The organism is Candidatus Electronema sp. JC (assembly GCF_048287365.2).
In the GTDB taxonomy this organism is placed as follows: Bacteria; Desulfobacterota; Desulfobulbia; order Desulfobulbales; family Desulfobulbaceae; genus Electronema.
Genome location: NZ_JBLWEM020000020.1, coordinates 1 through 22,308 on the forward strand (window position 1 = coordinate 1; position 22,308 = coordinate 22,308).

The window sequence follows — 22,308 nt, forward strand, 5'->3', positions numbered from 1 at the left end:
TCAGGACTGACCCGCTCCGCTTCGGCGCTGCTATAAACTCGCTGAGTGCCGATTAAAAAATTAATATAATCGTACTCACTTACTTTGGATTTATTCATCCTGATAGGTTAACTGATTTTTACCAACTGCGTAACTCCTAAAATTCATTCTGAAAGTCATGCGTTTGCCTTGGACAACGCTTGCCGTCTGTCCGCAGCAGGGTAATCAAATTGATGCCGGACATGACTCATTTGTGTTTTTTTGACCAATGACGCGTGACCAGCTCAATTTTTTTGCTGTAAAATTTATCTAATGTGCTGTCATCGCACATCAGAAATCTTTTTGTTATATCAACATGTTTTCAGACTTCCAAATAAAGCCGGTCTGTGCCCGGAAAAAGCCGATGCAATTGATGGGTGAACGCGTCATGCGACAGGCTTCCTCTTTCATCAGGCTGAACACGTTCCGCTTCCACGCAACTATAGACTTTCTGCGTCCATGTCAGAAAATTTATGTAATCATACTCTGTTACTTTAAGTTTGCTCATTCCGCCATGTTGCCAGATTTTTGACAACTGCGTAACTCATAGGGGATATCTGTGAAAATTCTTGTGGTCGAAGATGACAAGCGGCTGGCTGCGCTGATCAAACGCGGCTTGGAAGAAAACGCCTTTGTGGTTGATCTTTGCCATGACGGCGAGGAGGGGCTGTATCTGGCGGAAACCTCGCCCTACGACGCGGCGGTGCTTGACGTGATGATGCCGAAGATGGACGGCTTCACCATGCTGAGCAAGCTGCGCGAGCAGGGCAACGAGGTGCCGGTGATCATGCTCACGGCGCGCGGCGAGGTGGAAAGCCGGATCAAGGGGCTGAACAGCGGCGCGGACGACTATCTGGCCAAACCTTTTGATTTCGCCGAGCTGGTCGCCCGGCTGACCGCCGTGATCCGGCGCAGCAAAGGGCAGCCGGCCTCAATGCTCTGCATCGCCGATCTGAGTTTGGATCTGAATGCCAAAAGTGTTGCCAGAGGCGGTGTTGAAGTTTCTCTTTCCGCCAAAGAATACGCGATCTTAGAATATTTAGCATTCAACCGGAACCGGGTGGTCAGCCGCACTGAGCTGTCGGAGCATGTTTATGACATGAATTTTGATCTTGACAGCAATATTATTGATGTGTACATCAACCGGCTGCGGAAAAAAATTGACAAAGGTCACGGTCTGCCGCTTATTCAGACCAAACGGGGAGAAGGCTACATGATAAAGGAAGAGTGATGCCACTGCTCCGCTCGATTAAAGGCAGACTTCTGCTGTGGATTTTTTTATCAATGACAGTTTTGTTTGCAGGGCTTGGCTACGCCCTGCATTTCAAACTGCATTATGCAGTTGATGATTCATTGGATAAAATGCTCCATGCAAATTTGCAATTTGTCAAAGGATTGATTCACACGCATGACGGAAAAAACATTGAATGTGAATCAGACGAGTTCATTCAAGGCGATTATGTAATTCCTGATTCAGGACATTACTACAAGGTCTTTATTGGAGAAAGTCTACTCTCAGTTTCCAGCTCGCTGCTTGATCCAGATTTCAACCTCACGCCCGGAGAACCGCTTTCGCACGATCCGAAAATGCAGGAATGGCTCTATCAGCTCACCGGGCCGAACGACGAGCCGCTTCGTTCCATCCGGCATGAGTTCACTTACATGGATCAGCCGGTCCGCATCGTGGTCGCGGAGGAGATCAGCGCGAGCCTGCGGATGGTGGATCAGCTCACCAGTTATTTTCTGCTGATCACCCCGGTGATGATCAGCCTGATCGCGGTGATCAGTCTGATCATCGCCGAGTTTTCCCTGCGGCCTGTGCAGCATTTTTCTGCGGCCTTGGAGGGAATCAGCCATAAAAATCTGGAGGCGCGCATCCCTGCGGACAGGCAGGCCAAGGAGCTGCGGCGGCTGGCGGACAAATTCAACTCGCTGCTGGAGCGGCTGCAGCGGGCCTTTGAGGCGGAAAAAAATCTGCTTGGCGATGCGGCCCATGAGCTGAAAACCCCGCTGGCGGTGATCAAGGCGGAATGCGACATCGCCTTGCAGCGGGAGCGGTCGGCGGCGGATCACGCCGCCAGTCTGCGGAACGTGCGGAACGTGGTCAAAGGAATGCTTTTTCAGATCAACAGCTTGCTCACTTTGACCCGGCTGGCCTCCGGCCTGCTTGATGCCTCCTCCTTTGCCCGGACATCCTTCACTGACTGCGTGGAGGACGCGACTGTGCTGGCCGAGCCGTTGGCGCGGAAAAAAAATATTGCCCTCAGCGTCTCCTTGAGCGAGGACATGACCGTGCTTGGCGACGAGGACAGTTTGACTGAAGCCGTGCTCAATTTGGTTGAAAATGCAGTGAAATACAATCATCCCGGCGGTTTTGTCGCCGTGAGCCTGACCCGGCGCGACGGCATGGCCGCGCTCACGGTCAGCGATACAGGCATCGGCATTGCTGAAGAAGACAAAGAGCGGATATTTGACCGTTTTTATAGGGCTGCGTCGGCCCGAAGCTCGCAGGAGGGCAGCGGTCTGGGACTGAGCATCGTGCAGGCGGTGGCGCGGACGCACGGCGGCGCCATCATGGTTGAGGGGCAGCCCGGCGGCGGCAGCAGCTTCACCCTCACCCTGCCGCTGGCGGAAGAGGCGGCCTGACTGACTTAAAGTCCGCAGGCTTCGCGTTCAAAATCGGTCAGCTCGACGATGGAGGGATTGTCACCGCAGACCGGGCAGTCAGGACGCTTCCGCAGCTTGACCCGTCGAAAGTTCATAGTTTTCGCGTCAAAACTGAGGAGGCTGTCGGTCAGCAGCGAGCCTGCGCCGGTGATGAATTTCAATGCCTCGGCGGCTTGGATGGAGCCGAGCATTCCGGCCACCGCGCCGAGGATGCCGGCCTGCGAGCAGCTTGGCACCGATTTGGCGGGCGGCGGCTCATGGAAGCAGCAGCGGTAGCAGGCGGATTTGCCTGGCAGCACGGTCATGGTCTGGCCGTCAAAACGGAGTATGCCGCCGTGCGAGTAGGGAACGCCCGCCAGCACGCAGGCATCGTTGATGAGAAATTTAGTGGCGAAATTATCAGTGCCGTCGATGACGAAATCATACTGGCGGATGATGTCAAGACTGTTTGACGCGTCAAGATAGAGCAGCCACGGCTCAATTTTGACATCCGGGTTGATGGCCTTCAGCTTGTCTTCCGCTGATTCAACCTTGGGCCGGTCAATGTCGGCGGTGGTGTGGATGATCTGCCGCTGCAAGTTGGAGATGTCGACCGCGTCAGCATCCACCAGACCGATCGTGCCGACTCCAGCGGCGGCAAGATAGAGCGAGACCGGCGAGCCGAGGCCGCCTGTGCCCACCACCAGCACTCTGGATTGCAGCAGCTTGACTTGCCCTTCCGGCCCCACCTCTTTCAGAATCAGGTGGCGGCTGTAGCGGTCCATCTGCTCGTCAGTCAGGTTTATCAGCATGTGGGCCTCGCGGCAATGCTGGTCTGCGTCATGATGTCTTGTGTTGGTGGAGGAAGAAAAAATTGCCCCGCTGTCGGGCAGCGGGGCGCGTGAAACAGAAGCAAACCGGAAACGGTTCAACCTCCGGCCATAAAATACAGCAGGTCAACCTGATTTCTGTCGCCGACCATGGTGTCGTGATAGGCGCAGCGATGGACAATTTGTCCGTCGATCTGCACCGCCACCATTTCCGGCGACGGCACCTGCTCCATTTCCAAAAGACCGGCGACGGTCAGATGGGCCGCGTTGATGCAGCGCGGCTCTCCATTCAGCCTGATTTCCATAATTTTTCTCCTCCAGAAAATTAAGGCCCGCGTAAGCGAACTGCTCCCCCTCGCTCTGTATAATCACAGAAATTACGCAGAGATATAATATAACTTACTACAATGCGGCAGCTGCAAAGTCAAGGATAAAAAACGCTCGCCTGATTATCATGACTGCCCGTCAGACGGCTGCCGCAGCCGCTGGCGGAAATACAATTTATAATACTCTGAAGCGCGGAGAATTGCAATATTTGAACAGCAGTCCGGCTGCTCCGCGTTCGGCAGCAGCAGCGCAGCCGGATTTGGGGAGAAGAGCTTATTGCAGCACAGCGCGGGCCTTGAGCAGCTGCGCCGGGCGGCTGTTCGGCCCGCCCATCAGCTCCGTGAACTGCCGCGTCTGCTCTTCAGAAACCGCGCTCTGATTCTTCAAAATCAGCCAGAGCACGCCTTCGGTGCAGGGCGGCGTGGTCAGCGAGCCGGAAAGCCGGTAATAGTCGCGGTTCTCTGGCAGCAGCTTCTCCGCCCGCACCTGCGCGGCCATGCCGACTTCCTGGCCGGCTTTCGCTGGCATCTGCTGCCAGAGTTTCTTCAGCTCAGGATTCTCATCACCCAGATTGTACAGCACCGCGACCACTGCCAGCTGTCCATCCGCAGCGGCATGAACAAAATGGGCCTCCAGCGGGAACTGCTGGCCCTCGATCATATGCTCGCTCGGCGCATGGAAGTGAATCTGCTTCAGCTCGTAGGTTCTGCCGCCCGCCGTGAGGAAGGAGCCTGCGGAATGATCGGCCTGCGCCGTGCTGTTGGCCCGCCGGAGTTTGGTGACCAAGCCCGTGTAATCAAACTTCAGCGGTTCCAAATCAGCCTCAATCAGTCCAGTCAGATTCACTGGCGACTGGCTGGCTCCCTGCGCGCAGAGGGCGTAGGCCGGATCAAGCAGACCCCAATACTCAGGGCCGGTTTCGCCCGCGTAGCTCCATTTTTCCTCGGCAGCTCCGGCAGCTCCTGCCGCCAGCAGCGTCAGCGCCGCCGCAAGGGCGGGCAGCATTTTCTTCATGGCATTTCTCCTACAGTGCCTTGTTGGCTTCCATGTGCAGAACAAGATCCAGCATCCTGTTGGAATAGCCCCATTCATTGTCGTACCAGCTCATCACCTTGACTGATGTGCCCATGACGCGGGTGCAGAGGCCGTCAACGATGGAGGAGTGCGGATCGCCCTGAAAATCAATGGAAACCAACGGCTCCTCGCAGTAGCGCAGATAACGGTTGGCCGCATCCTGCAAGGCTTTGTTGACTTCGGCGGCGGTGGTTTCTCTTTCTACCTCCATCACCACATCCACCAAAGAGACGTTGGGTGTGGGCACTCGCACCGCAAGGCCGTCAAACTTGTTCTTCAGCTCCGGGATGACCAAGGCAACCGCTTGCGCTGCGCCAGTCTTGGTTGGCACCATTGACAGCCCGGCAGCCCGCGCCCGGCGCAGATCAGAATGCGGGAAATCAAGCAGCCGCTGGTCGCCCGTGTAGGCGTGGACAGTGGTCATCAGGCCGCGCTTGATGCCGAAATGATCCAAGATCACCCGCGCCACCGGAGCGAGACAGTTGGTAGTGCAGGAGGCGTTGGAGACCACGTGGTGCGCGGTGGGGTCGTACTCGTCCTCGTTCACGCCCATGACGATGGTCTTCACATCCGCGCCCTTGGCCGGAGCGGAGATGATCACCTTGGCCGCGCCCGCGTCAATGTGGGCCTTGGCCGCTTCGCTGCTGCAAAAGAGGCCGGTGCATTCGAGCACATATTCCACGCCCAGCGAGGCCCAAGGAATGTCTGCCGGATTGCGGTGGTTGCTGACGGGAATCTCCCTGCCGTTATAGATGATGCAGCTTTCCCCGGCCTTGACCTCTGCGTCAAACACGCCCATGATCGAGTCGTATTTGAGCAGATGGGCGATGGTTTTGACATCGGTGAGGTCGTTGATGCCCGCGACCTCGATCTCTGCGAATTCTTTGCTCTTGCTGATGGCCCGGAAGATGTTCCGTCCGATTCTGCCCAGCCCGTTGATGCCGATCTTGATGCTCATGACACTGCTCCTTTTTTTGGGGTTGTGCGTCTGTTTCGCGTCCGACCGGGAAAATCATTACAGAACTGCCGCCCGGAAGTCAACACTTTTATGCCGCAGGGCAGCGGCGCCGCTGCCCGGTCAGGTTCAGCGTTGATGAAACAGGCTGCGGGACTTTTCAAGAGTGCGGCTGTCAGCAGCGGCAGGCGCAACTGGATTGGCCAGCTCGTCTCCGGCGGCGACAGGGCCGAGGTCGAGCAGCGGAATGTTGGCGGAAAAATTCTGGTTCAGGGTTTTGATCATCTCGTTGGCCAGCACGCCATGCCCTAATTTTGAAGGATGAATGCCGTCTTTGGAAAACAGCCCGCCTCCATACGCAGTCGTGTAGCGTTTGCCGTCAACAGCAATTCCCGGCTTCTGCTTGAGCAGCGCAAACTCCTTGCCCACTGGCGCAGCTGTCAGCGTGCCGCGCCGCAACCGGCTGAACAGCCGGTCGAAGCTCATCACCGCAACATTGCTTCGCGCGCCCGCCGCCTTTCTGATTGCGTCGTTGAACAACTTGGTGTGGCTGCTGATTTCCGCGACCTCGCCGATGGTCAAGATGTCGCCGGAGCATTGCGGCGCAGGATTTGAGGAACCAGGACACTTGATCAGCTGTGTACCGGCTTGCATTTTTTGCACACCGGAGAGCGTGATGAAGTCATCAGAATGCATCTGATATCCGCTTCCATCGTCATTGACGGCAGGGTAGTTCAGAGTTTGCGGCGGCATGGTCTGAACCGACACAAGAAAGGGGATGCTGCTCACGTCCGGGATGGTGGAGACCACTACTGCCCGGTTTGTGTTCTCCGTATCGGCAAGAGTTTTTACTAAATCTTCGTATTTCTGCTCAAACACGTCAACAGGGGTCTTCAAAGCGATGTTGGCGGAAATCGCCGCGCCCAGCACATCGTTGTTGCCGATCATCACCGCCACAGTGGAAGGATTCTTTTTCAGGAGATATTCGACCGGGGTCATGTCGCCATATTCAGCATTGGCAGCATATCCGGAGAAGACCAAATCTGTGGCTTGAGCGAGGCGCTCCACCGCTTTCAGCTCAGAATATTTTTTTGTCATATCCCCAAGCGCGTAGCCCGGAACAGCAAGATTGTCCGGCGTGACGGAAGTAAAAGGAAGCAGCATCGTGCTTCCGGCCTGATCCGCAACTAATTTGGGCCAAGAATGCGGCACCAGCTCTGGAGCAACTTCAGGAAGGGGCGTTCCGTCAGATTTGGTGTAGCCCGCCATGTAGCCAAAGGGGATTGAATCCCCCAGCACCATGAAGCTGGACATGTCCGCACGCAGCCCTTCTTTCGCTATAGGCTGACTTCCTGCCGCATCCGCATTGTGCAATGTCATGAACCCTGTCAGAACCAGCCCAGCAGCCGCAGAACAAACCGCTTTTTTCGTCTTTCTCATTTTCTTCTCCTTTGCACTGAAACAGAATGGGGGAATATGCTGCGCTGGCGCATGTTTTACAGAGCGACTGCCGGGAAGTCAACAGCTTTGTCTTGGCAGGGCGGATCAGTTCACCGCGCGACTGACCGCCTCGCGCAGCTCCTCCGCCGTGTAGAAATCGCTTTTGTAGATCAGCTCGCCGCTGCGAGAGTAGATCACCAAGAGCGGAATGCTCAGGCTGCCGACCTTTCGGAGCAGCTCGCGGCCCGGCGGATTGCTGCCGGTGATGTCCACCTTCATCGGCACGAAATTTTCTTGGCCCAGCAGCTTGACGATCTGCGGGCTGTCCAGCACGGTCTGCTCAAGCACCTTGCAGTTCAGGCACCACTCCGCCGTAAAGACCAGCAGTGCCGCCTTGCCGTCCGCCTGCGCCTGCGCCAAGGCCGCCGGGCTGTAGTGCCGCCAGTCGGTCGGGCCGCGCTCGGTGAGATGAACCGCGCCGTAGATAGAAACCGCCATCATCAGCCCGCCGAGTCCCATAAAAACCGCCTTCAGAGCGCGGCTGGAGGCGATGCGCCATGTCCGCCAGGCCAGCCAGCCGCCTGCGGCAAGAGAGCAGCCCATCACCGGCAGCCAGTAGAGTTTGCTCGGCGGCTGCTCCGCCGTGGCGAGCAGCGTCGCTGCGCCCGCGCCGATGAAATAAACGGCGGCGGCGAGCATGAGCAGACCCATCACCTGCTTGATCAGCAGGCTGGCCGGGCCGGTGCGCGGCATTTTCCGCACTAAATGCGGCGCGGCGGACAGGGCGAGATAAGGGAAAGCCATGCCGCTGCCGATGGCGGCGAAGACGCTCAAGGTGGCCGCAGGCGGCTGGGTCGCGGCCCAAGCCGCCGCCGCGCCCATGAATGGCGCGGTGCAGGGCGTGGAGAGCACGGCGGCCAATATGCCCAGCCCGAAGGAGCCGTGCAGGCTGTCCTGCTCCGGGTGGATCAGATAGAGCCATTCTGGCAGGGGCAGGGAGAAAAAATCGAACATGCCCAAGGCCATGATGCCGATGATCAGGCCCACGCCGACCGTGAAGGCCGGATACTGAAAAAGCTGGTTGGTCGCGCTGAAGCCGCTGACCAAGGCGATCATTCCGCCGAGAGCCAGCCAGAAGGCGAGCACGCCCAGTGACATGGCCGCGCCGAGAAGAAAGCACTGCCGCCGGTTTTTCGCCGCATAGGACAGGCTGATGATCTTGATCGGAATCAGGGGCAGGACGCAGGGTGTGCAATTGAGCAGCATCCCGCCGAAAGCCGCTGTGGCCAGCAGGAGCAGCATTCCCGCCCACGAGGCTCCGTTGATATTGAATTTCCAGCCGAGGAAGGCAAAATTCACTCCGCCGCCAGCCGCCGCCCCCTGCCGCCGGGTTTGATAGTCGGCGAAGAGTGCTTGATGCGTCGGCGCGGCGGCCTCACCGGCAGCGGCCACCGGCAGCGCGGTCTCCAGCTCAATTTTCTGCGGCAGCAGACACTGGCTCTCGGTGCAGGCCTGGTAGTCCAGCTCCAGCCGCAGGCCCGTCTTCGCGCCCGAAGCCAGCTCCGCCGCGAATTTGACCGGCACATAGATGATCGTCCTGCCGCTGAAGGACATCAGCCCGCCTGCGGCATAGTCGGCTTTGAACAGCTCGGCAGGCGGATAGAGCGGGGCCTCGCTGTGCAGCCCCTCGTGCGCATCGGCCACAGCGAGCTTGGTCGGATACGGGCTGAAGGAATCAGAAGATCTGATCTGCCTCGCGTCGGCATTGATGTGAAATCCTTCGCTGATCTCCACGACAACGGCCAGCGGCAGGGCCTCGCCGGGCCGGACGCGGTCTGCGGGCCAGAACACCGCCGCGCTGACCGGCGGCGTGGTGTTTTTCGGTTCAGCCCAGGCCGCCGTCGGCAGAACGGCGGCAAAAAGGCAGGCCAGCAGAAGCTGGCTGAAGAGCTGTTTCATGGTCGTTCGCGTCTGCTCTGGAGAAAAGGGAAAGCTGCTGCGCTGCCGGAACAGCGCAGGAGGGGCTGGTCAATGAAAGCGGATCAGGGAGTTTTCCGCTTTTTGATCTCGTTGAGAATGGTGATGCCGACTTTGAAGCTGGGCATTTCCTCAGACCTGACCAATTCGTAAAAATCGCAATGATGGCAGTCGCCGAACTTCTGCGCGTAGCTGCCCTGCTGCTGCCCCTTGCAGAGCGAGCCGGTCACCACCCAGCAGCAGCGGCCTCCGTTCGCGCCGCTGTGAATGCCGTCCGCGCACTGCTCTGTGGCCACCGGACACACGCCCAGCTCATGGACTTTCGCGCCGCCCGGCTCCCGTCCGCATTTCTTGTATTCCCAGCAGTTCAGCTTTTTTTTGTCATCTCCCATTCCGGCACCTTGGTCAGAGTTTGTTGCTCCCCCCGAAGGTTGCATTCTAAACAGAGTCGGGATAAAGATCAAGTGCCACGCCGCCGGACGAAAAAAGGCCGCCGGGGAGGAGTTCCGGCGGCCTGAGGAAGAGGCGCTGCGGAGACTGTCTCCGCAGTTTCTGGGGGGATCAGAACTTATAGGCCAGCGCGACGTTGAAGACCCACGGATCCACTTCGACATCGACTTTATGAGTGGTGCCGAGGTCAGTTTTCAGTGTGGCCTCAGTGTCAATGTCAACGTACCACAGCGCAGTGTTCAAATGCCAGTTGTCGATCAGATGCATATCTACGCCAACCTGCGCGGCCAAGCCGAGCGAGCTGTCCAGTTCCAAATCAGCCGAGCGCACGCCGCCCAGACCGGCGACTGTGGGCAACGTGTTGAGGGTGTTCAGCAGGCCGCCGTCCACTTTTTCAGAGAAAAAGAGCGTCCAGTTAATGCCAACGCCGACATAGGGCTTGAACCAAGCATTTTTTTCGCCAAAATAATATTGCAGCGAGACAGTGGGCGGCAGATGGCGGGTTTCGCCGACATCAACGCCTTCCAAATCGCCTTTGCCGACAATGTCATGCTTGAACGGCGTGGCGGCGAGCACTTCAAGACCGATTTTGTCCCGCAGCATATATACAGCGGTCAAACTGAGCTGGCTGTTGTTCTCCACCTCAACTCTGGCGTTGTTCACGCCGTCCGGCAGGCCGGAGACTGCGCCGCTGTCGCCGGTGGGCATGACTGTGACAATGCCTCCACGGACAATGACATCCCCTTTTTCAAGCGGATCACCCTCAAAAAGATTGGAAGGTATAATACCGGAGCCAATTCCATATGCCATGACTTGCGCAGGGCCTGCCAATGTCAATCCGATCGCAGCGGCGGACACACTAACTTTTATTGCTCTGTTCATGATTGCTCTCCAAAAAAATCTCCTTTGAGACTCCCGCCTGTTGCAGCTTTTTCAACCAAAGTCGGGAGGTTGCCTTTGCACTCTTTCTTCAATTCTCGCTGATGGCGGGCAAGAAGTCAAGGGGTAAAAAGAATGAGATTTTTTAAGCTGCCTGACCAGCGGCTGCTGTTCTGCCGCCCATGCTTCCTTCAGGGCTGAATTCGTATAATAAGTGCATCGAACTGGTGACTCGTCATTGGTCAGGAAAACACAAAAGGGTCGTGTCAGGCATCAATTTGATCACCCTGCTTTGTACCGACGGGGAACGATACCTTCCTATTGATTATCGAATTTACAACAAATTTGTTGATGCTCTGACAAAGAACAGCCATTTCTCAGACATGCTGCGCAGGGCTGCGGAACGGGGATTCGCGCCGGAAACCGTCCTGTTCGGCAGCTGGCATTCCGGTCTTGAAAATCTTAAACTTATCCGGCCATTTGGCTGGCGATGGCTGACCCGTCTGAAGTTTAATCGGCATATGAACCCCGACAGAACAGGCAGTCGGCCGCTTTGCGAGGTCGAACTTTCAGAATCAGTCGAGATTGTTCATCTTAAAGGTTATGGCATGATTAAAGTATTCAAGAAAGTCAGAACAGATGATGACTTTGAATGCTGGGCAACCAATGACCTCAAAATGACTGATTTGCTCCGGCTCAAATATGCGGAGATCAGTGGGATGATTGAGACATATCATGGTGGTGTCAAACAGTTCTGCGGTATTGAACAATGTCAGGCGCGTTCAGAGAGAGCGCAGCGAAATCGTATTGAGATGGCTTCAAGAGCATTCCTGCGGATTGAAAACATTTCTTTGTCAAGGGAATCTCTTGGTTTTAGGCAAAGATTTCAATTGTCCGCAATGCTGTCAGCAGCTTATTTGGCAAAGCCGACTTATGGTCTCGAACCCATCAATCTTTATGCAACTGCGTAACTCCTAAATCAAATGTCCCGACGCGGCCCTCAGTCACTCCTTGGCCGCTTTGACTTCAATTGCCGTGGCCATGAAGCTGATGCCTTTCAGCACCCCTTTCACCTCGACCGCCGCGCCGACAGCAGCTTTGCCCTGCTCCTCCTTGAGGACGGTCAGCGGCGTGACAAAAATCTGGCGGTCGTCCACAATCCAGCTGCCGACCGTCCCTTCAGCGGGCAGCTGGCGGATCAAACCGGAAAATTTGTATTCCGGCTCCTGCTCGTAGCCCTGGCCGGGCTGGTAAAAAGGCCGCCGCTCCGGCTCTTCGGCCCGCGCTGTCCTTGCGCAGGAAAGCGCTGCGGCAAACAGCAAAGCAGCGCTGACGCTGCATTTCCGGCTGTTCATAATGTAAAACTCCCGCATCGTTGGAAGGGACAGGCTTCCGCCCGCCCCTGGTTTGTTTGAAATCAGCGGCTGCCGCTTGCTGCTTTGACCTCAAGCTCATGGGCGATGAAAGGGATGCCGCCGCCTCTCACCTCAACCTGCGCTCCGGGCGCAAGCGGACCATTCTGCTGTTTGATGAGCGTGCTGTCGGTGACAATGACCTCTTTGCCGCCGATCTTCCACATGCCGAACAGAATGCCCTGCGGCATGGCCTCCACCGGCCCGGAAATCGCGGGAGGAAGCGCAGGCGGTGGCGGCGTTGCCGGAGGGAAATTGGCAGGCGCAGGCGGCGGCCCCATTGCAGGAGGGAGAACTGGCGGGGCAAAGTTCCCTGGAGGAGGCCCCATCATCGCTCTGCCGCCGCTCTTGACCTCAACTTCGTAGGCCATGAACGGATTGCCGCCGCCTTTCACCTCAACATGCGCGCCGAGACCGATTCTGCCGTACTCCTCTTTGATGAACGTGCGCTCCGTCACCAGAACTTCCCTGCCGCCAATCCGCCACATGCCGAAAATCCGGTCTTGCGGCATGGATTCCACTGGCCCGTAAAACTTGCCTTCATAATACCCGGAGCCATATCCATAGCGTCCTCGGTGTTCGTAATACTCATCGCCGCTGGCATAGGAAGAGGCAGCGGCAAAGGAGCAGGCCAGCACAGCAGCTAAAGAAAATAATACCTTTTTCATGGCAAAACCTGTTGTTGGATTTCATTTGCCTATCTTTAGGCAAGATATACCAAGATTAAAGAAGATTGCAAACAAAAACTGCTTATTTCAGCGGCGGCGGCCTTTCACTTCAATTTCATCAGCCGCCAGACCGCTGCCGGAAAAATAGCCTTCCACCTCAACATACGCGCCGACAGCAACTCTGCCGCGCTTTTCTTTGATCTTAGTCTGCGGACTCACCTTCACCTCGCGGCCATTCACCCACCAAACTCCGTTGTTGACCGCAGGCGGCAACGCGTCAACTGTGCCGTAGAATTTGGCGCTGCTTGTCCGATGCCGCCTGCCATGATCATCATCGTCGTCATGCTCATCCCGGCTTGCCTGCGCGCCTGCGGCGGACAACGCCAGCAGCAAGGCGGTCAGCAGAAAAACTGCTCGTTTCATAAGTCTCCTCCTTTTTTTTTGCGCTGACGCACTGACCGCAGCCGGGCGCGTCTCTTCTTGTGTTACATTGTTACATGAAAAAACAGCCGGGAGCAAGCTGCTTCTGCGGCTGTTTTCTTTATCCTTATCCGCTGTTGAGCAGGAAGCTGCGTGTCGTCAAGCGGCAGCGGACTCAGCGGCGGTACTCATACATCTCGTGATTGCTGTAGCCATTGCTGTAGCCGCGCCGGTTGTATTTATACGCATCGTCGTCAATGTAGCCGCCGTAGTAACTGCCGCCGTACACCGGCACTGAGTTCATATAGCGACCGCCGTACTCGCGCAGCTCATGATTCCGGTAGGAATTGTTGTAGTTGTTGTAGCCGTAATTATATCCATAAGGATTATAATAACTGCCGTGCTCGTATGCCTCATGCCCTCCACGATGCTCGTAATACTCGTCACCGCTCGCCATTGCTGTTCCAAACGCCAAGGCGGTCAATGCAACACCACCGATCAGTCCTGCCAGAATCCTCTTCATGATCAAATCTCCTTTTCCCCTTGGGTTGAGTGCGATTCGCCGCTGCGTCTTCCTTATGTTTTCAATCTACCAGATATGAAATGAACGGAAGATGAACAGCTGTTGTTTTTTTGGGAGGCTATTTTTTTCAGCCTCTCGTGTCCTTGTTCCTTGGCCCCAGCAAACACCGCGTTAATATCGGTGTTCATACCTCTCATGATTTCGATGATCTCTGTTTCGGTATTCATACCGATCATCGTCATCGTGCTCATGCCGCTCATCATGGCCATATCCATGGACGCAGCCAGTTGCGACAGATGAAATCATGACAGCAGCTAACAGAAGGATTGCTCTTCTCATGTTTGATCTCCTTTTCGAGACGATCCGTTTCGCTTGAAAGGCGGATATAATTCAGCGGCTGTATTCATACCGCTCGTGATTTCTGTAGCTGTTGTTATAGCCATAGTTGCTGTTGCCGTAGTTGTTGTAGCGGTAGCCGTTGTTGTTGTAACGGTTGTTGCCGTAGCTGTAGTTGTTGTATCTCGGAACAGAGTTCATGTTGCGGTTGCCATATTCATACCGATCATGATCCCGGTAGGCGTTGTTGTAGCCATAGTTGTTGTAGCCGTAGGGATTGTAATAATTGCCGTACTCATAGCGCTCGTGATGCTCATATCCTTCATCTCCGCTGGCCTGTGCTGAACTGACTGCGATGACAGCAAACAATGCTCCGCTGATGACTGCTGCAATCTTCTTCATGGTCGAATCTCCTCTTGGGTGATGTAAGTAATAGTGTTTTGTATTCCGCACTGCGATGGAGGATTTGTTCCGCGTTCAAATCCTCCCTGCAACTCATGCCCGCTTACCGGTACCGGTAGCCGTAACCGCCGCCGCTGCCGCCCTTCACTTCGATCTCATAGGCGGTGAAGCCGCCGCCGTTGCTGTGATAGCCCTCAACCTCGACATACGCGCCCGGAGCCACTCTGCCGTATTTTTCCTTGATTCTCGTGCCGGGAGAAATGGCCACCTGCCGCCCGTTCACCATCCAGATGCCAGAGGAAGGCATCGCGTCAATGGTGCCGTAAAATTTCACTTTGTTCTGATAGCCGCCGCCGTAGCCGTAGCCGCCGCCATAACCGTAGCCGCGTCCGTATTCGCCATATTCGTGGCGGCTGGCCTGAGCGGAAGCTGCGGTGGACAGTGTGACGGCGACAGCCAGCAGGATGATTGCGCGTTTCATGATCAGATCCCCTTTTTTGGTGTGGTTTTTGGTTGCTGCTGCTTGACGGTCTCTCAACCCCATCTGTCTCTACTTTAGCAGAAGAAACATGAACAGAAGATGAACAGCTCTGTTTTTTCTGCCCTGCCCTCCATCTCACTCTCATCTGCCATTTTTTATGGCAGGAATGAGAATCATAATCAAGAGAGCATCTTTCTCAACAGCATCCTGATGTTTTTTCTCAATGAAAACATCAGGATTTGGAGGGTTTTCTGGCCGACCTCCATTTTACTTCTCATCAGCGGTATCTGTAACCGCCGCTGCCGCCCTTCACTTCGATTTCATAGGCGGTGAAGCCGCCGTTGCTATGGTAGCCTTCGACCTCGACATACGCGCCCGGAGCCACTCTGCCGTATTTTTCCTTGATTCTCGTGCCGGGAGAAATGGCCACCTGCCGCCCGTTCACCATCCAGATGCCAGAGGAGGGCATCGCGTCAATGGTGCCGTAGAATTTCACTTTGTTCTGATAGCCGCCGCCGTAACCTCCGCCATAACCGTAGCCGCGTCCGTATTCGTGGCGGCTGGCCTGAGCGGAAGCTGCGGCGGACAGTGTGACGGCGACAGCCAGCAGGGTGATTGCGCGTTTCATGATTTCTCTCCTTGTCAAGTTGGTTTGAAGTGCCGGTGAACTCTGTTCCCGTTCTTTATACTTTCAGATTACCAAAGGAAGGATGAACGCAAGATGAAAGAAGAAGATTTTCTGCGGCGGCGGATTTCTTTTTTTACGGGGCAATAAAAAAAGGCCGGAAACTTGCGTTTCCGGCCTTGAGGGCGCAGCGGAGAGCAGCTTGAATCAGCGGATGCCGGGATCCTTGCTCGGCGGAGACAGACTGCTGGAGTCCTGTGCGCCGATGTGACAAGCCTGGCAGCGGGTTCTGAGCGAAAAAGCTGCCGAGCCTTCATGACATGCGCCGCAATATTTGCCCTGATACATCGCCTGCATCGTGAAATCCGGCTGCTTCTCGCTCTCGCCGCGCTTCATCTTGAAGAGGCTTTCGTGACAGCTGCTGCAGGCAATGTTCAGCTCTTCAGCATGGTTGTCGTGATCAAACACCACCGCTTTGACCGGCTGGCCGAACACTATGGTTTTCGGCGCCTTCATGTCGCTGTCGTGACAGCGGGCGCAGCTGCCGCCCTCGGTGACGGCAAAAGCAGTGCTGCCGTCATGGCATGCGCCGCAGTATTTGCCCTGATCAAAGGCGGACATGGTGAAATCGCCCGCCGCTTTGGCCGCGCCGCTGACCTGCTGAAACAGGCTGTCATGGCAGTCATCGCAGCTGAAACCCACCTTGCGGACATGAAAATCATGGCTGAAGAGGGAAATGTCATAGGTCGGCATGGCTGAAGGAGCGGCTGCCTGCTGCTCCGCCGCCAAGGCAGGCGCGCAGACTGCAAACAGCATCCCTATGAAAACCAAGCTCTTCGCTTCCATGCCGAGCTTCATATTGTCAGTGCTTGCTGCTGGTTGCACTGCTGCTCATGCCGCGCGGCAGGGCAGGCGGCGGTTCAGGTTTGACCGGATTGAAGCGATGCTCCTGAACAGTATGGGGATTGTGGCATTCGGTGCAGGTCCACCACCGTTTTTTCCCGCCCACTTTCCATTCGCCAGTGCGCTTGCCATGAAGCCCTGTCCGCCATTTGCTGTAGGTGTCGCCATGACAGCTGCCGCAGACCTTATGGGATTCGTCAAAGCTGACCTCTTGTCCCCGGCGGTCAACGAGGGTGTCGCGATTTGCGGCGTTATGACAGTCAAAACACCATATTGCTTCCCGGCCATGCTGCAATTTTTCAGCGTCGCTGACGATGTCCTGATGCATCTGGAGCTGACGCGGCTCATTGGGCGGGGCTGCGGCCTGGTCTGCGCCGGGATGACAGGCACTGCACTGCATGGTTGTTTTGAAGTGCTTCATGCGGGGCCTGATCACAGCTTGGGCGAAGTCGCCATCCGTGTCATCGCCGAACTTCGGCATTTCACCCATAGGCACGGTGTCCGTGTAAGGATCGCCGTACCAAAGCACCGCGCCGGTGGTCGGCGAGCACTTCACATTGGGATAGCCGAACTTTGGGTTTGCATTCTCCACCTTGGTGAGGCTGGTGGAATCTTTGATGCTTTCGTAGCACTCAACTGATGCTGCGCCAGATTTGTCTTGCGCTGGCGCCGCATCGGATTTGCCTTCTTCAGCCGCTGCCTCGCATTGGGGCATCACGCCGCCTGCCAGCAAGACAAACAGGCCGTAGAAAACTCCTGCTCTCAAGTAGTTGCTCATTTCGCCTCTCCACGTGCTTCCACTGTTTTGCTGTCCCGCACCTCGCCGGTCAACACGCCAATTGCGCCCTTGGTGAGCAGGGTCAGCATGATAAAGCCGACTGCCCAGATGAACAGGACGTTGAAAATTTCAACAACGGTCGGATGATACACGGCATACTCGCCCAATGGAGTCGGACTGAAGGCCGGAAAGACCAGCACTGCCGGTTTCTCGATCAGGATGATCAGGAAGACGGTCAGGCAGATAGCCGGCAGCATACAGTTGTAGCTCTTCCGTATGGTGGTGTTGAGCAGCAGGATGAACGGCAGCGCAATCAATGTCATGGTCATCTTGAACCACGGGACATAGGCATCCAGACCGTGGTGGCCGTGCATCATGTACTCCAAGGAAGCGGCATGATGAGTGCTTGGATACAGCTCAGTGAAAAACTCGGAGGCGAACACCAAAATGATGATGCCCAAGCTCCAGACGATGACTTGCGAGAAGAAGTCAATCACCGAGTCAGCAATCTGCAGCTTGCTGAATTTGCGGATCAGGAGGAACATCAGAATCACCAAGGACGATCCCGACGCGCCTGCCATGGATAAAAAGGCGAAAGGAAGAACTGCTGTATGCCATGAGGAAATCGCCGCGTTGCTGCTGAGGATGAAGGCGGTGACGATATGAATCAGCGGCCCCCAAGCCACAGCCACGTAAATCAGCGGGGTGTAGAACTTGGTGTTGATCGGCTGGCCGATATAGCGCATGTAGAGCAGATAGGCCACCGCCACCAAGTTGATGCCGAGGTAGGTGTTCAGCACGATGATGTCATAGGTGAGCATCGAACTGGGAAAGTTGAAGATGCCTATGCCTGGAATTGCGTGCCAAGCCCGGTCTGTCCGGCCCATGTGGTAGAAGATGAAGTTCAGACCGATGATGACGAAGGTCAGGGCGATGATCTCGCCGAGCACGGCCAGTTCCTTCATATCTTTCCGCTTGTAGATATAAGCGGGAATCACCACCAGCACCGCCGCCGCCGCAATATGGGCGGTGAAGATGAAGTTGGAGATGAACAATTCCCACGTGATCTGATCTGTGGCCCCGGTGACGATGAGGCCATTGGTCATCTGCACGTAGGTGGTGAAAAGCCCCACCAAGACAAAGAAGGCAAGAAAGAGCAGCCAGCCATAGTAAAGGTTGCCGCCTTTAATGGCATAACTGAAAAAGTCACGGGCGAACGCTATCGGCTTGAGAGAAGCTGCAGCTGTTTGCTGTTTCATGGTCATTGTCAATCTCCCTCTAATCCATGTAGTAGAAGAATTTTGGATCGGTGTTGAACTCCTCCTTGAAGCGGAACACCTGCTTGGTCGCCAAAATCTTCCTCACCTCGCTTTCAGGATCAAGCAGGTTGCCGAATTTTCGTGCGCCCACAGGACAGGCTTCCACGCAGGCCGGATAGCGTCCCTCTCTCACCCGTTGCAAACAGAAGGTGCATTTTTCCATGACTCCGACCATGCGGGGACGGTTCCCCAGATAGTGCGTCTTGGGATTCATCTCCTCGCTTGGCAATGCCGGCTCGCCCCAGTTGAAGCGGCGCGCCCAGTACGGACAGGCCAGCTGGCACATCCGGCAGCCAATGCACCAGTTGTAGTCAATCACGACAATGCCGTTGGGATCACGGTACGTCGCCCGGACCGGACAGGCCTTGACACAGGCCGGGTCTTCGCACTGCTGGCACTGCACCGGAAAATAAAAGGCGTTGTCTTCTGGAACCAGCTCCGGCTCATAATAATGATCGGTGTAACCGGAAAGGCCGACATGCTTGTCGGCATGGCCGCCGGACTGAATGCCGTAGTCTCCCAAAGGATTGCTGCTGGGCTTGCCCGCGTTCAAATCTTTCACATCAAAGGCGAGCGTGCCTTTCTCCATCCGCAAGACCCGGATCCACTGAATTGCCGGATCACGGGACTGATTGTTTTCCCGGACGCAGGCCTCGACGCAGCGTCGGCAGCCGATGCATTTGGAAATATTGAGCGCGTAGCCAAACAGCACCCCGTCCAAGGCCGGCGTGTCAGCCACTGTGACCTGCTTGCTGAACTGCTTGCTGTAGCGTTCTTCCAAGCGGGCAATGGCCTTCTGCTTCTGCTCGTCGCTCATCAGCTCAAAGTGGCCCTGCAAATGCTCGGCTATGCTCACCCTGGCCGCTTCGGCGGCAGCTGTCGGGGCAGCAGCTGCGGCAGCTGCGGCAACGCCTATCTTCTTCAGGAAATCACGGCGGGATTCTTTCACCTGCCCGTCATCCTGTTCTTCAACCATCTCTCTCTTGTCCTCAGACATTGTGTGTCGCCTCCGTCAATATGAACAGGAATATCGTCAAGATATTTTCCGGGAATGGTTGCTCAGGATGCGGTCAAGCATCTGCCGCTTCTCTTTCTCGGTCATGATGATCAGCTCCTTGTCGGCCATGATCCGCTGCTGCCGCACATCCTCCTCAGCGCAGCGGGCGCGGACGTTCGCGCCGCCAGCTTTTCCGGCGGATCGCATGACCGCCGCCCCGGTCAAACCGGCAGCTGCCACGACACCCAGCGCAGCAGCCGCCCGCTGGAGAAAGACCCGCTTGCCGACAAGCGCCTCATCCTGTTCTTTGCACGCGTTCACACGCACCATCTGCTCTTCAGCCATAACGGCCTCCTTGTGTTGTGCTTCAAATCATGTTATGCCTTGAAAAAATCATTTTTTTAATTTTATCAATAAGACCGAGACATGCAGGCCAATCAGCGCCCGCAGACGCAAGGCGCCTGAAAGGGAAACATAAATTTATTTGGCCACGACGCTTCCTCAAAAAATGGCAGTTACTTAACTGCAAACCACGCTGGCAGTCAAGGAAAAAAGCTGCCGCCGCAGGAAAAAGAACAGCGCGGAGGCAGAGTCCGCTTCAACTGCGGACAAAGCTGTGTTATGCTGTGCTGAAGAGCCGGAACGGGCCGCTGCCGCAGCGGCGGGGCTTTTCCGCAACAACCTCAATTCACAAGGAGAAATACAATGAGAAGCATTGTCCTGCTGGCAGCCCTGCTGCTGGCGCTTGCCGGGCTGTCCTCAGCCGCCGCAGCGGAGTTTCAGCTGATCACCAAGGAGGAGCTGAAGCCGCAGCTTGGCGGCGCCGAGCTGATCATCATTGACGGACGCTCGCAGGCGCAGCGGGCGGAGAGCAAGGTGCAGATTCCCGGCTCGGTCTGGATTGCCGAGGAAAAAATCGACTCTTGGGTGAAGGGCACGCCTAAAGACAAAAAATTGGTGATTTACTGCGCCTGAGCAGGTCAAGGCAAGAGTGCCGGTCTGGCATCTCAACTGACTGCGGCAGGCTTCACAACGGTGCATGTGCTGGAAGGCGGCTGGCACGACTGGCAGAGCGGCGGCTATCCGGTGGAGGAAATCAAATAAGCCGCCGCCCGCTGATGCCCCTGTCTACCGCAGGGGCACCGTCCGCTCACGGGACAAGCTGTCCTCGCGCTGCGCCGCCTCTTGGAAGCAGATTTTGAATCTGCCGCCCGGAGTTCCGTCAATGCGACTGTAGGGCAGCCGGAGGGTCAGCGTGTTGCCGCTGATTGCCGCCGTGCCTTCCTCCAGCGGGGCCAGCGACTGCCTCCCTGCACGGCTGAGGGCGTAGATGCTGGGATAGGCCCGGCCTCCGCCGTCCGGCCCGGTGAGCAGCAGCACGTCCAGCTCCAGATCAAACCCTCCCCGCTCCTGTCCTCCTCCTGCGGCGGCCCCGGTGGCCGTGTCCATGTCCACATCGAAATAAAATTTGACCAGCGGGTCAAAAGCGTCCGGCCCGGCGGCGGCAAAGTAGTCAGGCAAAGGCTGGGCCATTGTCACGGTCAGCTCCAGCGTTCCGTCTTTGCCCAGCGCGGAGACCTCGCGGATGTCCAGCAGCGGATTGCCGGTGTCGCCTGTCGGGTCGCGCCAGACAATGAAGCCGTCAACCGAGGGCAGCGTCCGCACCTCCGGCGCAGGCGGCGGTGCGGCAGACTCCTCGATGACTGGCGCGGACGGCGCGCCGCCGCCCAAGATCCGGCTGAACAGATCTTCCATTTTTTTCGGCCCGCCGGTCAGGGCCAGTCCAAGCAGCGCCAGCAGCGGCAGCAGGATGCCGATCAAGGCCATCGGCATCCATAAGCAGTGCCAGACAGCGCTGAGGTCAGCTTTCCCCGAAGCCTGCTTGAGGTCGCGGTACACTGTCACCATATATAAGATTGACAGCGGCATGGTGAAACAGAAGGAAATCAGCTGCGCCGCCAGCTGCTGACCCGGAATATCCACAAAGAAGTGCAGCAGCGACAGCGGCATGGTCAGCATGGACAAGATGACCCACATCAGCAGCAGTTTGAAAAAAGTGTTCCACCAGCAGCCGCGCACATAAAAGCGGCTGGCCAGCAGCGCGTCCATGCCGCTGCGTCCTTCGTCGAGCAGCACGATGCAGGCGAAGATCATGGACAGCGGCACTGAGATGACCAGCAGCATGATGAGCAGCATCCCGATGATGCCTGCGGCCATGAAAATGATGGAGCCGCCCGCCAGGCCGATCTCCTGAATATTGAAGCTGAACGCCGGGATGAGAAAGGACAAGGCTGCCGCTGCGGCCGGCATCATCAGCATGACAAGGCCCAGCCAGGAAGAGAAGAGGCCAAGGAACAGCATGTTCACCCACAGCATCGGGAAGAGATTCTTCCAGCCGGTGCAAAGGGCCTCTATGATTCCGTGCCCCTCATCAACAGCGGCGGCCAGCATGGCTGTCCATATCCATGACCAGACCAGAAAGACCGCCAGCAGCATTGCCGCCCAGCAGCCCAGCAGCGGCAGATGGTCCACGGGGCTGGCCAGCATTGCTTGCCCCTTGCTGTCAAGAAACAGGCTCATCGCCTGCCCGGCATTCATCCCCAGCAACGTCAGCAGGCCCCAGCCCAGCCCGGCGAGCAGGATCAGGCCCGCTGCCGTGGACAGAAGCGCGGCGGCCAGCACCGGCAGCAGCCGCCGTTTGCAAAGGCGGAAAAAAGCGGCAAAGGTCTCGCTGACACTGCTGACAGGCCCTTTTTTCACTGCTGGCGGCGGCTTGGGCTTGACCGCCTTTTTCGGTGGTGTCTTCGGGAGCGGGACTTTGGGAGGAAACGGTCTTTTTTTCATCATC

At 56.6% G+C, this 22,308-nt stretch carries 26 protein-coding genes; 4 read left to right on the forward strand and 22 right to left on the reverse strand.

Going from position 1 to position 22,308, the window contains the following annotated elements; genetic code table 11:
- Nucleotides 1-577: 577 nt before the first annotated feature.
- Entirely contained in the window at nucleotides 578-1,249 is a 672-nt protein-coding gene (locus ACNKH3_RS02535) for a response regulator transcription factor (protein WP_420208122.1), read from the forward strand.
- 131 nt (nucleotides 1,250-1,380) lie between these two features.
- Nucleotides 1,381-2,664, forward strand: coding sequence for a sensor histidine kinase (locus ACNKH3_RS02540; protein ID WP_420208123.1), 1,284 nt, complete (start codon nucleotides 1,381-1,383; stop codon nucleotides 2,662-2,664).
- Between the two features lie 5 nt (nucleotides 2,665-2,669).
- Here the strand turns inward: ACNKH3_RS02540 and ACNKH3_RS02545 are convergent, their stop codons facing one another.
- The 8 genes from ACNKH3_RS02545 to ACNKH3_RS02580 all read right to left on the reverse strand — a co-directional run bounded on the left by ACNKH3_RS02545 (nucleotide 2,670) and on the right by ACNKH3_RS02580 (nucleotide 10,527).
- Entirely contained in the window at nucleotides 2,670-3,476 is an 807-nt protein-coding gene (locus tag ACNKH3_RS02545; protein ID WP_417916423.1) for a HesA/MoeB/ThiF family protein, read from the reverse strand.
- Between the two features lie 116 nt (nucleotides 3,477-3,592).
- Entirely contained in the window at nucleotides 3,593-3,799 is a 207-nt protein-coding gene (thiS, locus tag ACNKH3_RS02550; protein WP_417916422.1) for a sulfur carrier protein ThiS, read from the reverse strand.
- Nucleotides 3,800-4,094: 295 nt separating this feature from the next.
- Nucleotides 4,095-4,835 (reverse strand): carbonic anhydrase, encoded by a 741-nt coding sequence (locus ACNKH3_RS02555; RefSeq protein ID WP_420208124.1) that lies wholly within the window; start codon nucleotides 4,833-4,835, stop codon nucleotides 4,095-4,097.
- Nucleotides 4,836-4,845: 10 nt separating this feature from the next.
- Nucleotides 4,846-5,853 (reverse strand): type I glyceraldehyde-3-phosphate dehydrogenase, encoded by a 1,008-nt coding sequence (gene gap / locus ACNKH3_RS02560; protein WP_417916420.1) that lies wholly within the window; start codon nucleotides 5,851-5,853, stop codon nucleotides 4,846-4,848.
- A 126-nt stretch (nucleotides 5,854-5,979) separates the two neighbouring features.
- Nucleotides 5,980-7,230, reverse strand: a complete 1,251-nt coding sequence (locus tag ACNKH3_RS02565) for an SGNH/GDSL hydrolase family protein (protein WP_420208125.1) — start codon at nucleotides 7,228-7,230, stop codon at nucleotides 5,980-5,982.
- 165 nt (nucleotides 7,231-7,395) lie between these two features.
- The gene (locus ACNKH3_RS02570) at nucleotides 7,396-9,249 is read right to left on the reverse strand and encodes a thioredoxin family protein (RefSeq protein ID WP_420208126.1); all 1,854 of its coding nucleotides are present in this window, start codon (nucleotides 9,247-9,249) and stop codon (nucleotides 7,396-7,398) included.
- 83 nt (nucleotides 9,250-9,332) lie between these two features.
- Nucleotides 9,333-9,659 carry a two-CW domain-containing protein gene (locus tag ACNKH3_RS02575; RefSeq protein ID WP_420208127.1) on the reverse strand — a complete coding sequence of 109 codons (327 nt, stop codon included), beginning with the start codon at nucleotides 9,657-9,659 and terminating at the stop codon, nucleotides 9,333-9,335.
- A 169-nt stretch (nucleotides 9,660-9,828) separates the two neighbouring features.
- Nucleotides 9,829-10,527 (reverse strand): OmpW/AlkL family protein, encoded by a 699-nt coding sequence (locus ACNKH3_RS02580; RefSeq protein WP_420208128.1) that lies wholly within the window; start codon nucleotides 10,525-10,527, stop codon nucleotides 9,829-9,831.
- A gap of 332 nt (nucleotides 10,528-10,859) precedes the next feature.
- On the opposite strand from ACNKH3_RS02580, the gene ACNKH3_RS02585 reads away from it, so the two are divergent.
- Nucleotides 10,860-11,567: a hypothetical protein gene (locus tag ACNKH3_RS02585; protein WP_420208129.1), complete on the forward strand. Its 708-nt coding sequence runs from the start codon at nucleotides 10,860-10,862 to the stop codon at nucleotides 11,565-11,567.
- A 33-nt stretch (nucleotides 11,568-11,600) separates the two neighbouring features.
- On the opposite strand, the gene ACNKH3_RS02590 is transcribed toward ACNKH3_RS02585, so the two are convergent.
- The 13 genes from ACNKH3_RS02590 to ACNKH3_RS02650 all read right to left on the reverse strand — a co-directional run bounded on the left by ACNKH3_RS02590 (nucleotide 11,601) and on the right by ACNKH3_RS02650 (nucleotide 19,805).
- Nucleotides 11,601-11,951, reverse strand: a complete 351-nt coding sequence (locus ACNKH3_RS02590; RefSeq protein ID WP_420208130.1) for a DUF5666 domain-containing protein — start codon at nucleotides 11,949-11,951, stop codon at nucleotides 11,601-11,603.
- A gap of 62 nt (nucleotides 11,952-12,013) precedes the next feature.
- Entirely contained in the window at nucleotides 12,014-12,676 is a 663-nt protein-coding gene (locus ACNKH3_RS02595; RefSeq protein ID WP_420208131.1) for a DUF5666 domain-containing protein, read from the reverse strand.
- 87 nt (nucleotides 12,677-12,763) lie between these two features.
- A complete protein-coding gene (locus ACNKH3_RS02600; protein WP_420208132.1) occupies nucleotides 12,764-13,099 on the reverse strand; it encodes a DUF5666 domain-containing protein in 336 nt (111 codons plus the stop codon).
- 172 nt (nucleotides 13,100-13,271) lie between these two features.
- Nucleotides 13,272-13,619, reverse strand: a complete 348-nt coding sequence (locus tag ACNKH3_RS02605; RefSeq protein WP_420208133.1) for a hypothetical protein — start codon at nucleotides 13,617-13,619, stop codon at nucleotides 13,272-13,274.
- A 53-nt stretch (nucleotides 13,620-13,672) separates the two neighbouring features.
- A complete protein-coding gene (locus ACNKH3_RS02610; protein ID WP_420208134.1) occupies nucleotides 13,673-13,894 on the reverse strand; it encodes a hypothetical protein in 222 nt (73 codons plus the stop codon).
- Between the two features lie 115 nt (nucleotides 13,895-14,009).
- Nucleotides 14,010-14,357, reverse strand: coding sequence for a hypothetical protein (locus ACNKH3_RS02615; RefSeq protein ID WP_420208135.1), 348 nt, complete (start codon nucleotides 14,355-14,357; stop codon nucleotides 14,010-14,012).
- 103 nt (nucleotides 14,358-14,460) lie between these two features.
- Nucleotides 14,461-14,838, reverse strand: a complete 378-nt coding sequence (locus ACNKH3_RS02620; protein ID WP_420208136.1) for a DUF5666 domain-containing protein — start codon at nucleotides 14,836-14,838, stop codon at nucleotides 14,461-14,463.
- A 277-nt stretch (nucleotides 14,839-15,115) separates the two neighbouring features.
- Nucleotides 15,116-15,466: a DUF5666 domain-containing protein gene (locus ACNKH3_RS02625; protein ID WP_420208137.1), complete on the reverse strand. Its 351-nt coding sequence runs from the start codon at nucleotides 15,464-15,466 to the stop codon at nucleotides 15,116-15,118.
- 204 nt (nucleotides 15,467-15,670) lie between these two features.
- Entirely contained in the window at nucleotides 15,671-16,321 is a 651-nt protein-coding gene (locus ACNKH3_RS02630) for a c(7)-type cytochrome triheme domain-containing protein (RefSeq protein WP_420208138.1), read from the reverse strand.
- 4 nt (nucleotides 16,322-16,325) lie between these two features.
- Nucleotides 16,326-17,144: a hypothetical protein gene (locus tag ACNKH3_RS02635; protein WP_420208139.1), complete on the reverse strand. Its 819-nt coding sequence runs from the start codon at nucleotides 17,142-17,144 to the stop codon at nucleotides 16,326-16,328.
- Nucleotides 17,141-18,409 carry an NrfD/PsrC family molybdoenzyme membrane anchor subunit gene (gene nrfD, locus ACNKH3_RS02640; protein ID WP_420208140.1) on the reverse strand — a complete coding sequence of 423 codons (1,269 nt, stop codon included), beginning with the start codon at nucleotides 18,407-18,409 and terminating at the stop codon, nucleotides 17,141-17,143. Before nrfD ends, ACNKH3_RS02635 begins: the two co-directional genes overlap by 4 nt.
- A gap of 13 nt (nucleotides 18,410-18,422) precedes the next feature.
- Nucleotides 18,423-19,460 (reverse strand): 4Fe-4S dicluster domain-containing protein, encoded by a 1,038-nt coding sequence (locus ACNKH3_RS02645; RefSeq protein WP_420208141.1) that lies wholly within the window; start codon nucleotides 19,458-19,460, stop codon nucleotides 18,423-18,425.
- Between the two features lie 36 nt (nucleotides 19,461-19,496).
- Nucleotides 19,497-19,805, reverse strand: a complete 309-nt coding sequence (locus ACNKH3_RS02650) for a hypothetical protein (RefSeq protein WP_420208142.1) — start codon at nucleotides 19,803-19,805, stop codon at nucleotides 19,497-19,499.
- A 360-nt stretch (nucleotides 19,806-20,165) separates the two neighbouring features.
- On the opposite strand from ACNKH3_RS02650, the gene ACNKH3_RS02655 reads away from it, so the two are divergent.
- The gene (locus ACNKH3_RS02655; protein WP_420208143.1) at nucleotides 20,166-20,564 is read left to right on the forward strand and encodes a rhodanese-related (seleno)protein; all 399 of its coding nucleotides are present in this window, start codon (nucleotides 20,166-20,168) and stop codon (nucleotides 20,562-20,564) included.
- A gap of 24 nt (nucleotides 20,565-20,588) precedes the next feature.
- Here the strand turns inward: ACNKH3_RS02655 and ACNKH3_RS02660 are convergent, their stop codons facing one another.
- Nucleotides 20,589-22,307: a hypothetical protein gene (locus tag ACNKH3_RS02660; protein ID WP_420208144.1), complete on the reverse strand. Its 1,719-nt coding sequence runs from the start codon at nucleotides 22,305-22,307 to the stop codon at nucleotides 20,589-20,591.
- Nucleotide 22,308 lies beyond the last annotated feature (1 nt).

Bases quoted from the DNA above. Each gene is read 5' to 3' on its own strand.
- ACNKH3_RS02540 (WP_420208123.1), top strand. From the start codon at position 1,381: ATGCTCCATGCAAATTTGCAATTTGTCAAAGGATTGATTCACACGCAT.
- ACNKH3_RS02545 (WP_417916423.1), bottom strand. From the start codon at position 3,476: ATGCTGATAAACCTGACTGACGAGCAGATGGACCGCTACAGCCGCCAC.
- thiS (WP_417916422.1), bottom strand. From the start codon at position 3,799: ATGGAAATCAGGCTGAATGGAGAGCCGCGCTGCATCAACGCGGCCCAT.
- ACNKH3_RS02555 (WP_420208124.1), bottom strand. From the start codon at position 4,835: ATGAAGAAAATGCTGCCCGCCCTTGCGGCGGCGCTGACGCTGCTGGCG.
- gap (WP_417916420.1), bottom strand. From the start codon at position 5,853: ATGAGCATCAAGATCGGCATCAACGGGCTGGGCAGAATCGGACGGAAC.
- ACNKH3_RS02565 (WP_420208125.1), bottom strand. From the start codon at position 7,230: ATGACATTGCACAATGCGGATGCGGCAGGAAGTCAGCCTATAGCGAAA.
- ACNKH3_RS02570 (WP_420208126.1), bottom strand. From the start codon at position 9,249: ATGAAACAGCTCTTCAGCCAGCTTCTGCTGGCCTGCCTTTTTGCCGCC.
- ACNKH3_RS02575 (WP_420208127.1), bottom strand. From the start codon at position 9,659: ATGGGAGATGACAAAAAAAAGCTGAACTGCTGGGAATACAAGAAATGC.
- ACNKH3_RS02580 (WP_420208128.1), bottom strand. From the start codon at position 10,527: ATGGCATATGGAATTGGCTCCGGTATTATACCTTCCAATCTTTTTGAG.
- ACNKH3_RS02590 (WP_420208130.1), bottom strand. From the start codon at position 11,951: ATGAACAGCCGGAAATGCAGCGTCAGCGCTGCTTTGCTGTTTGCCGCA.
- ACNKH3_RS02595 (WP_420208131.1), bottom strand. From the start codon at position 12,676: ATGAAAAAGGTATTATTTTCTTTAGCTGCTGTGCTGGCCTGCTCCTTT.
- ACNKH3_RS02600 (WP_420208132.1), bottom strand. From the start codon at position 13,099: ATGAAACGAGCAGTTTTTCTGCTGACCGCCTTGCTGCTGGCGTTGTCC.
- ACNKH3_RS02605 (WP_420208133.1), bottom strand. From the start codon at position 13,619: ATGAAGAGGATTCTGGCAGGACTGATCGGTGGTGTTGCATTGACCGCC.
- ACNKH3_RS02610 (WP_420208134.1), bottom strand. From the start codon at position 13,894: ATGGATATGGCCATGATGAGCGGCATGAGCACGATGACGATGATCGGT.
- ACNKH3_RS02615 (WP_420208135.1), bottom strand. From the start codon at position 14,357: ATGAAGAAGATTGCAGCAGTCATCAGCGGAGCATTGTTTGCTGTCATC.
- ACNKH3_RS02620 (WP_420208136.1), bottom strand. From the start codon at position 14,838: ATGAAACGCGCAATCATCCTGCTGGCTGTCGCCGTCACACTGTCCACC.
- ACNKH3_RS02625 (WP_420208137.1), bottom strand. From the start codon at position 15,466: ATGAAACGCGCAATCACCCTGCTGGCTGTCGCCGTCACACTGTCCGCC.
- ACNKH3_RS02630 (WP_420208138.1), bottom strand. From the start codon at position 16,321: ATGAAGCTCGGCATGGAAGCGAAGAGCTTGGTTTTCATAGGGATGCTG.
- ACNKH3_RS02635 (WP_420208139.1), bottom strand. From the start codon at position 17,144: ATGAGCAACTACTTGAGAGCAGGAGTTTTCTACGGCCTGTTTGTCTTG.
- nrfD (WP_420208140.1), bottom strand. From the start codon at position 18,409: ATGACCATGAAACAGCAAACAGCTGCAGCTTCTCTCAAGCCGATAGCG.
- ACNKH3_RS02645 (WP_420208141.1), bottom strand. From the start codon at position 19,460: ATGTCTGAGGACAAGAGAGAGATGGTTGAAGAACAGGATGACGGGCAG.
- ACNKH3_RS02650 (WP_420208142.1), bottom strand. From the start codon at position 19,805: ATGGCTGAAGAGCAGATGGTGCGTGTGAACGCGTGCAAAGAACAGGAT.
- ACNKH3_RS02660 (WP_420208144.1), bottom strand. From the start codon at position 22,307: ATGATGAAAAAAAGACCGTTTCCTCCCAAAGTCCCGCTCCCGAAGACA.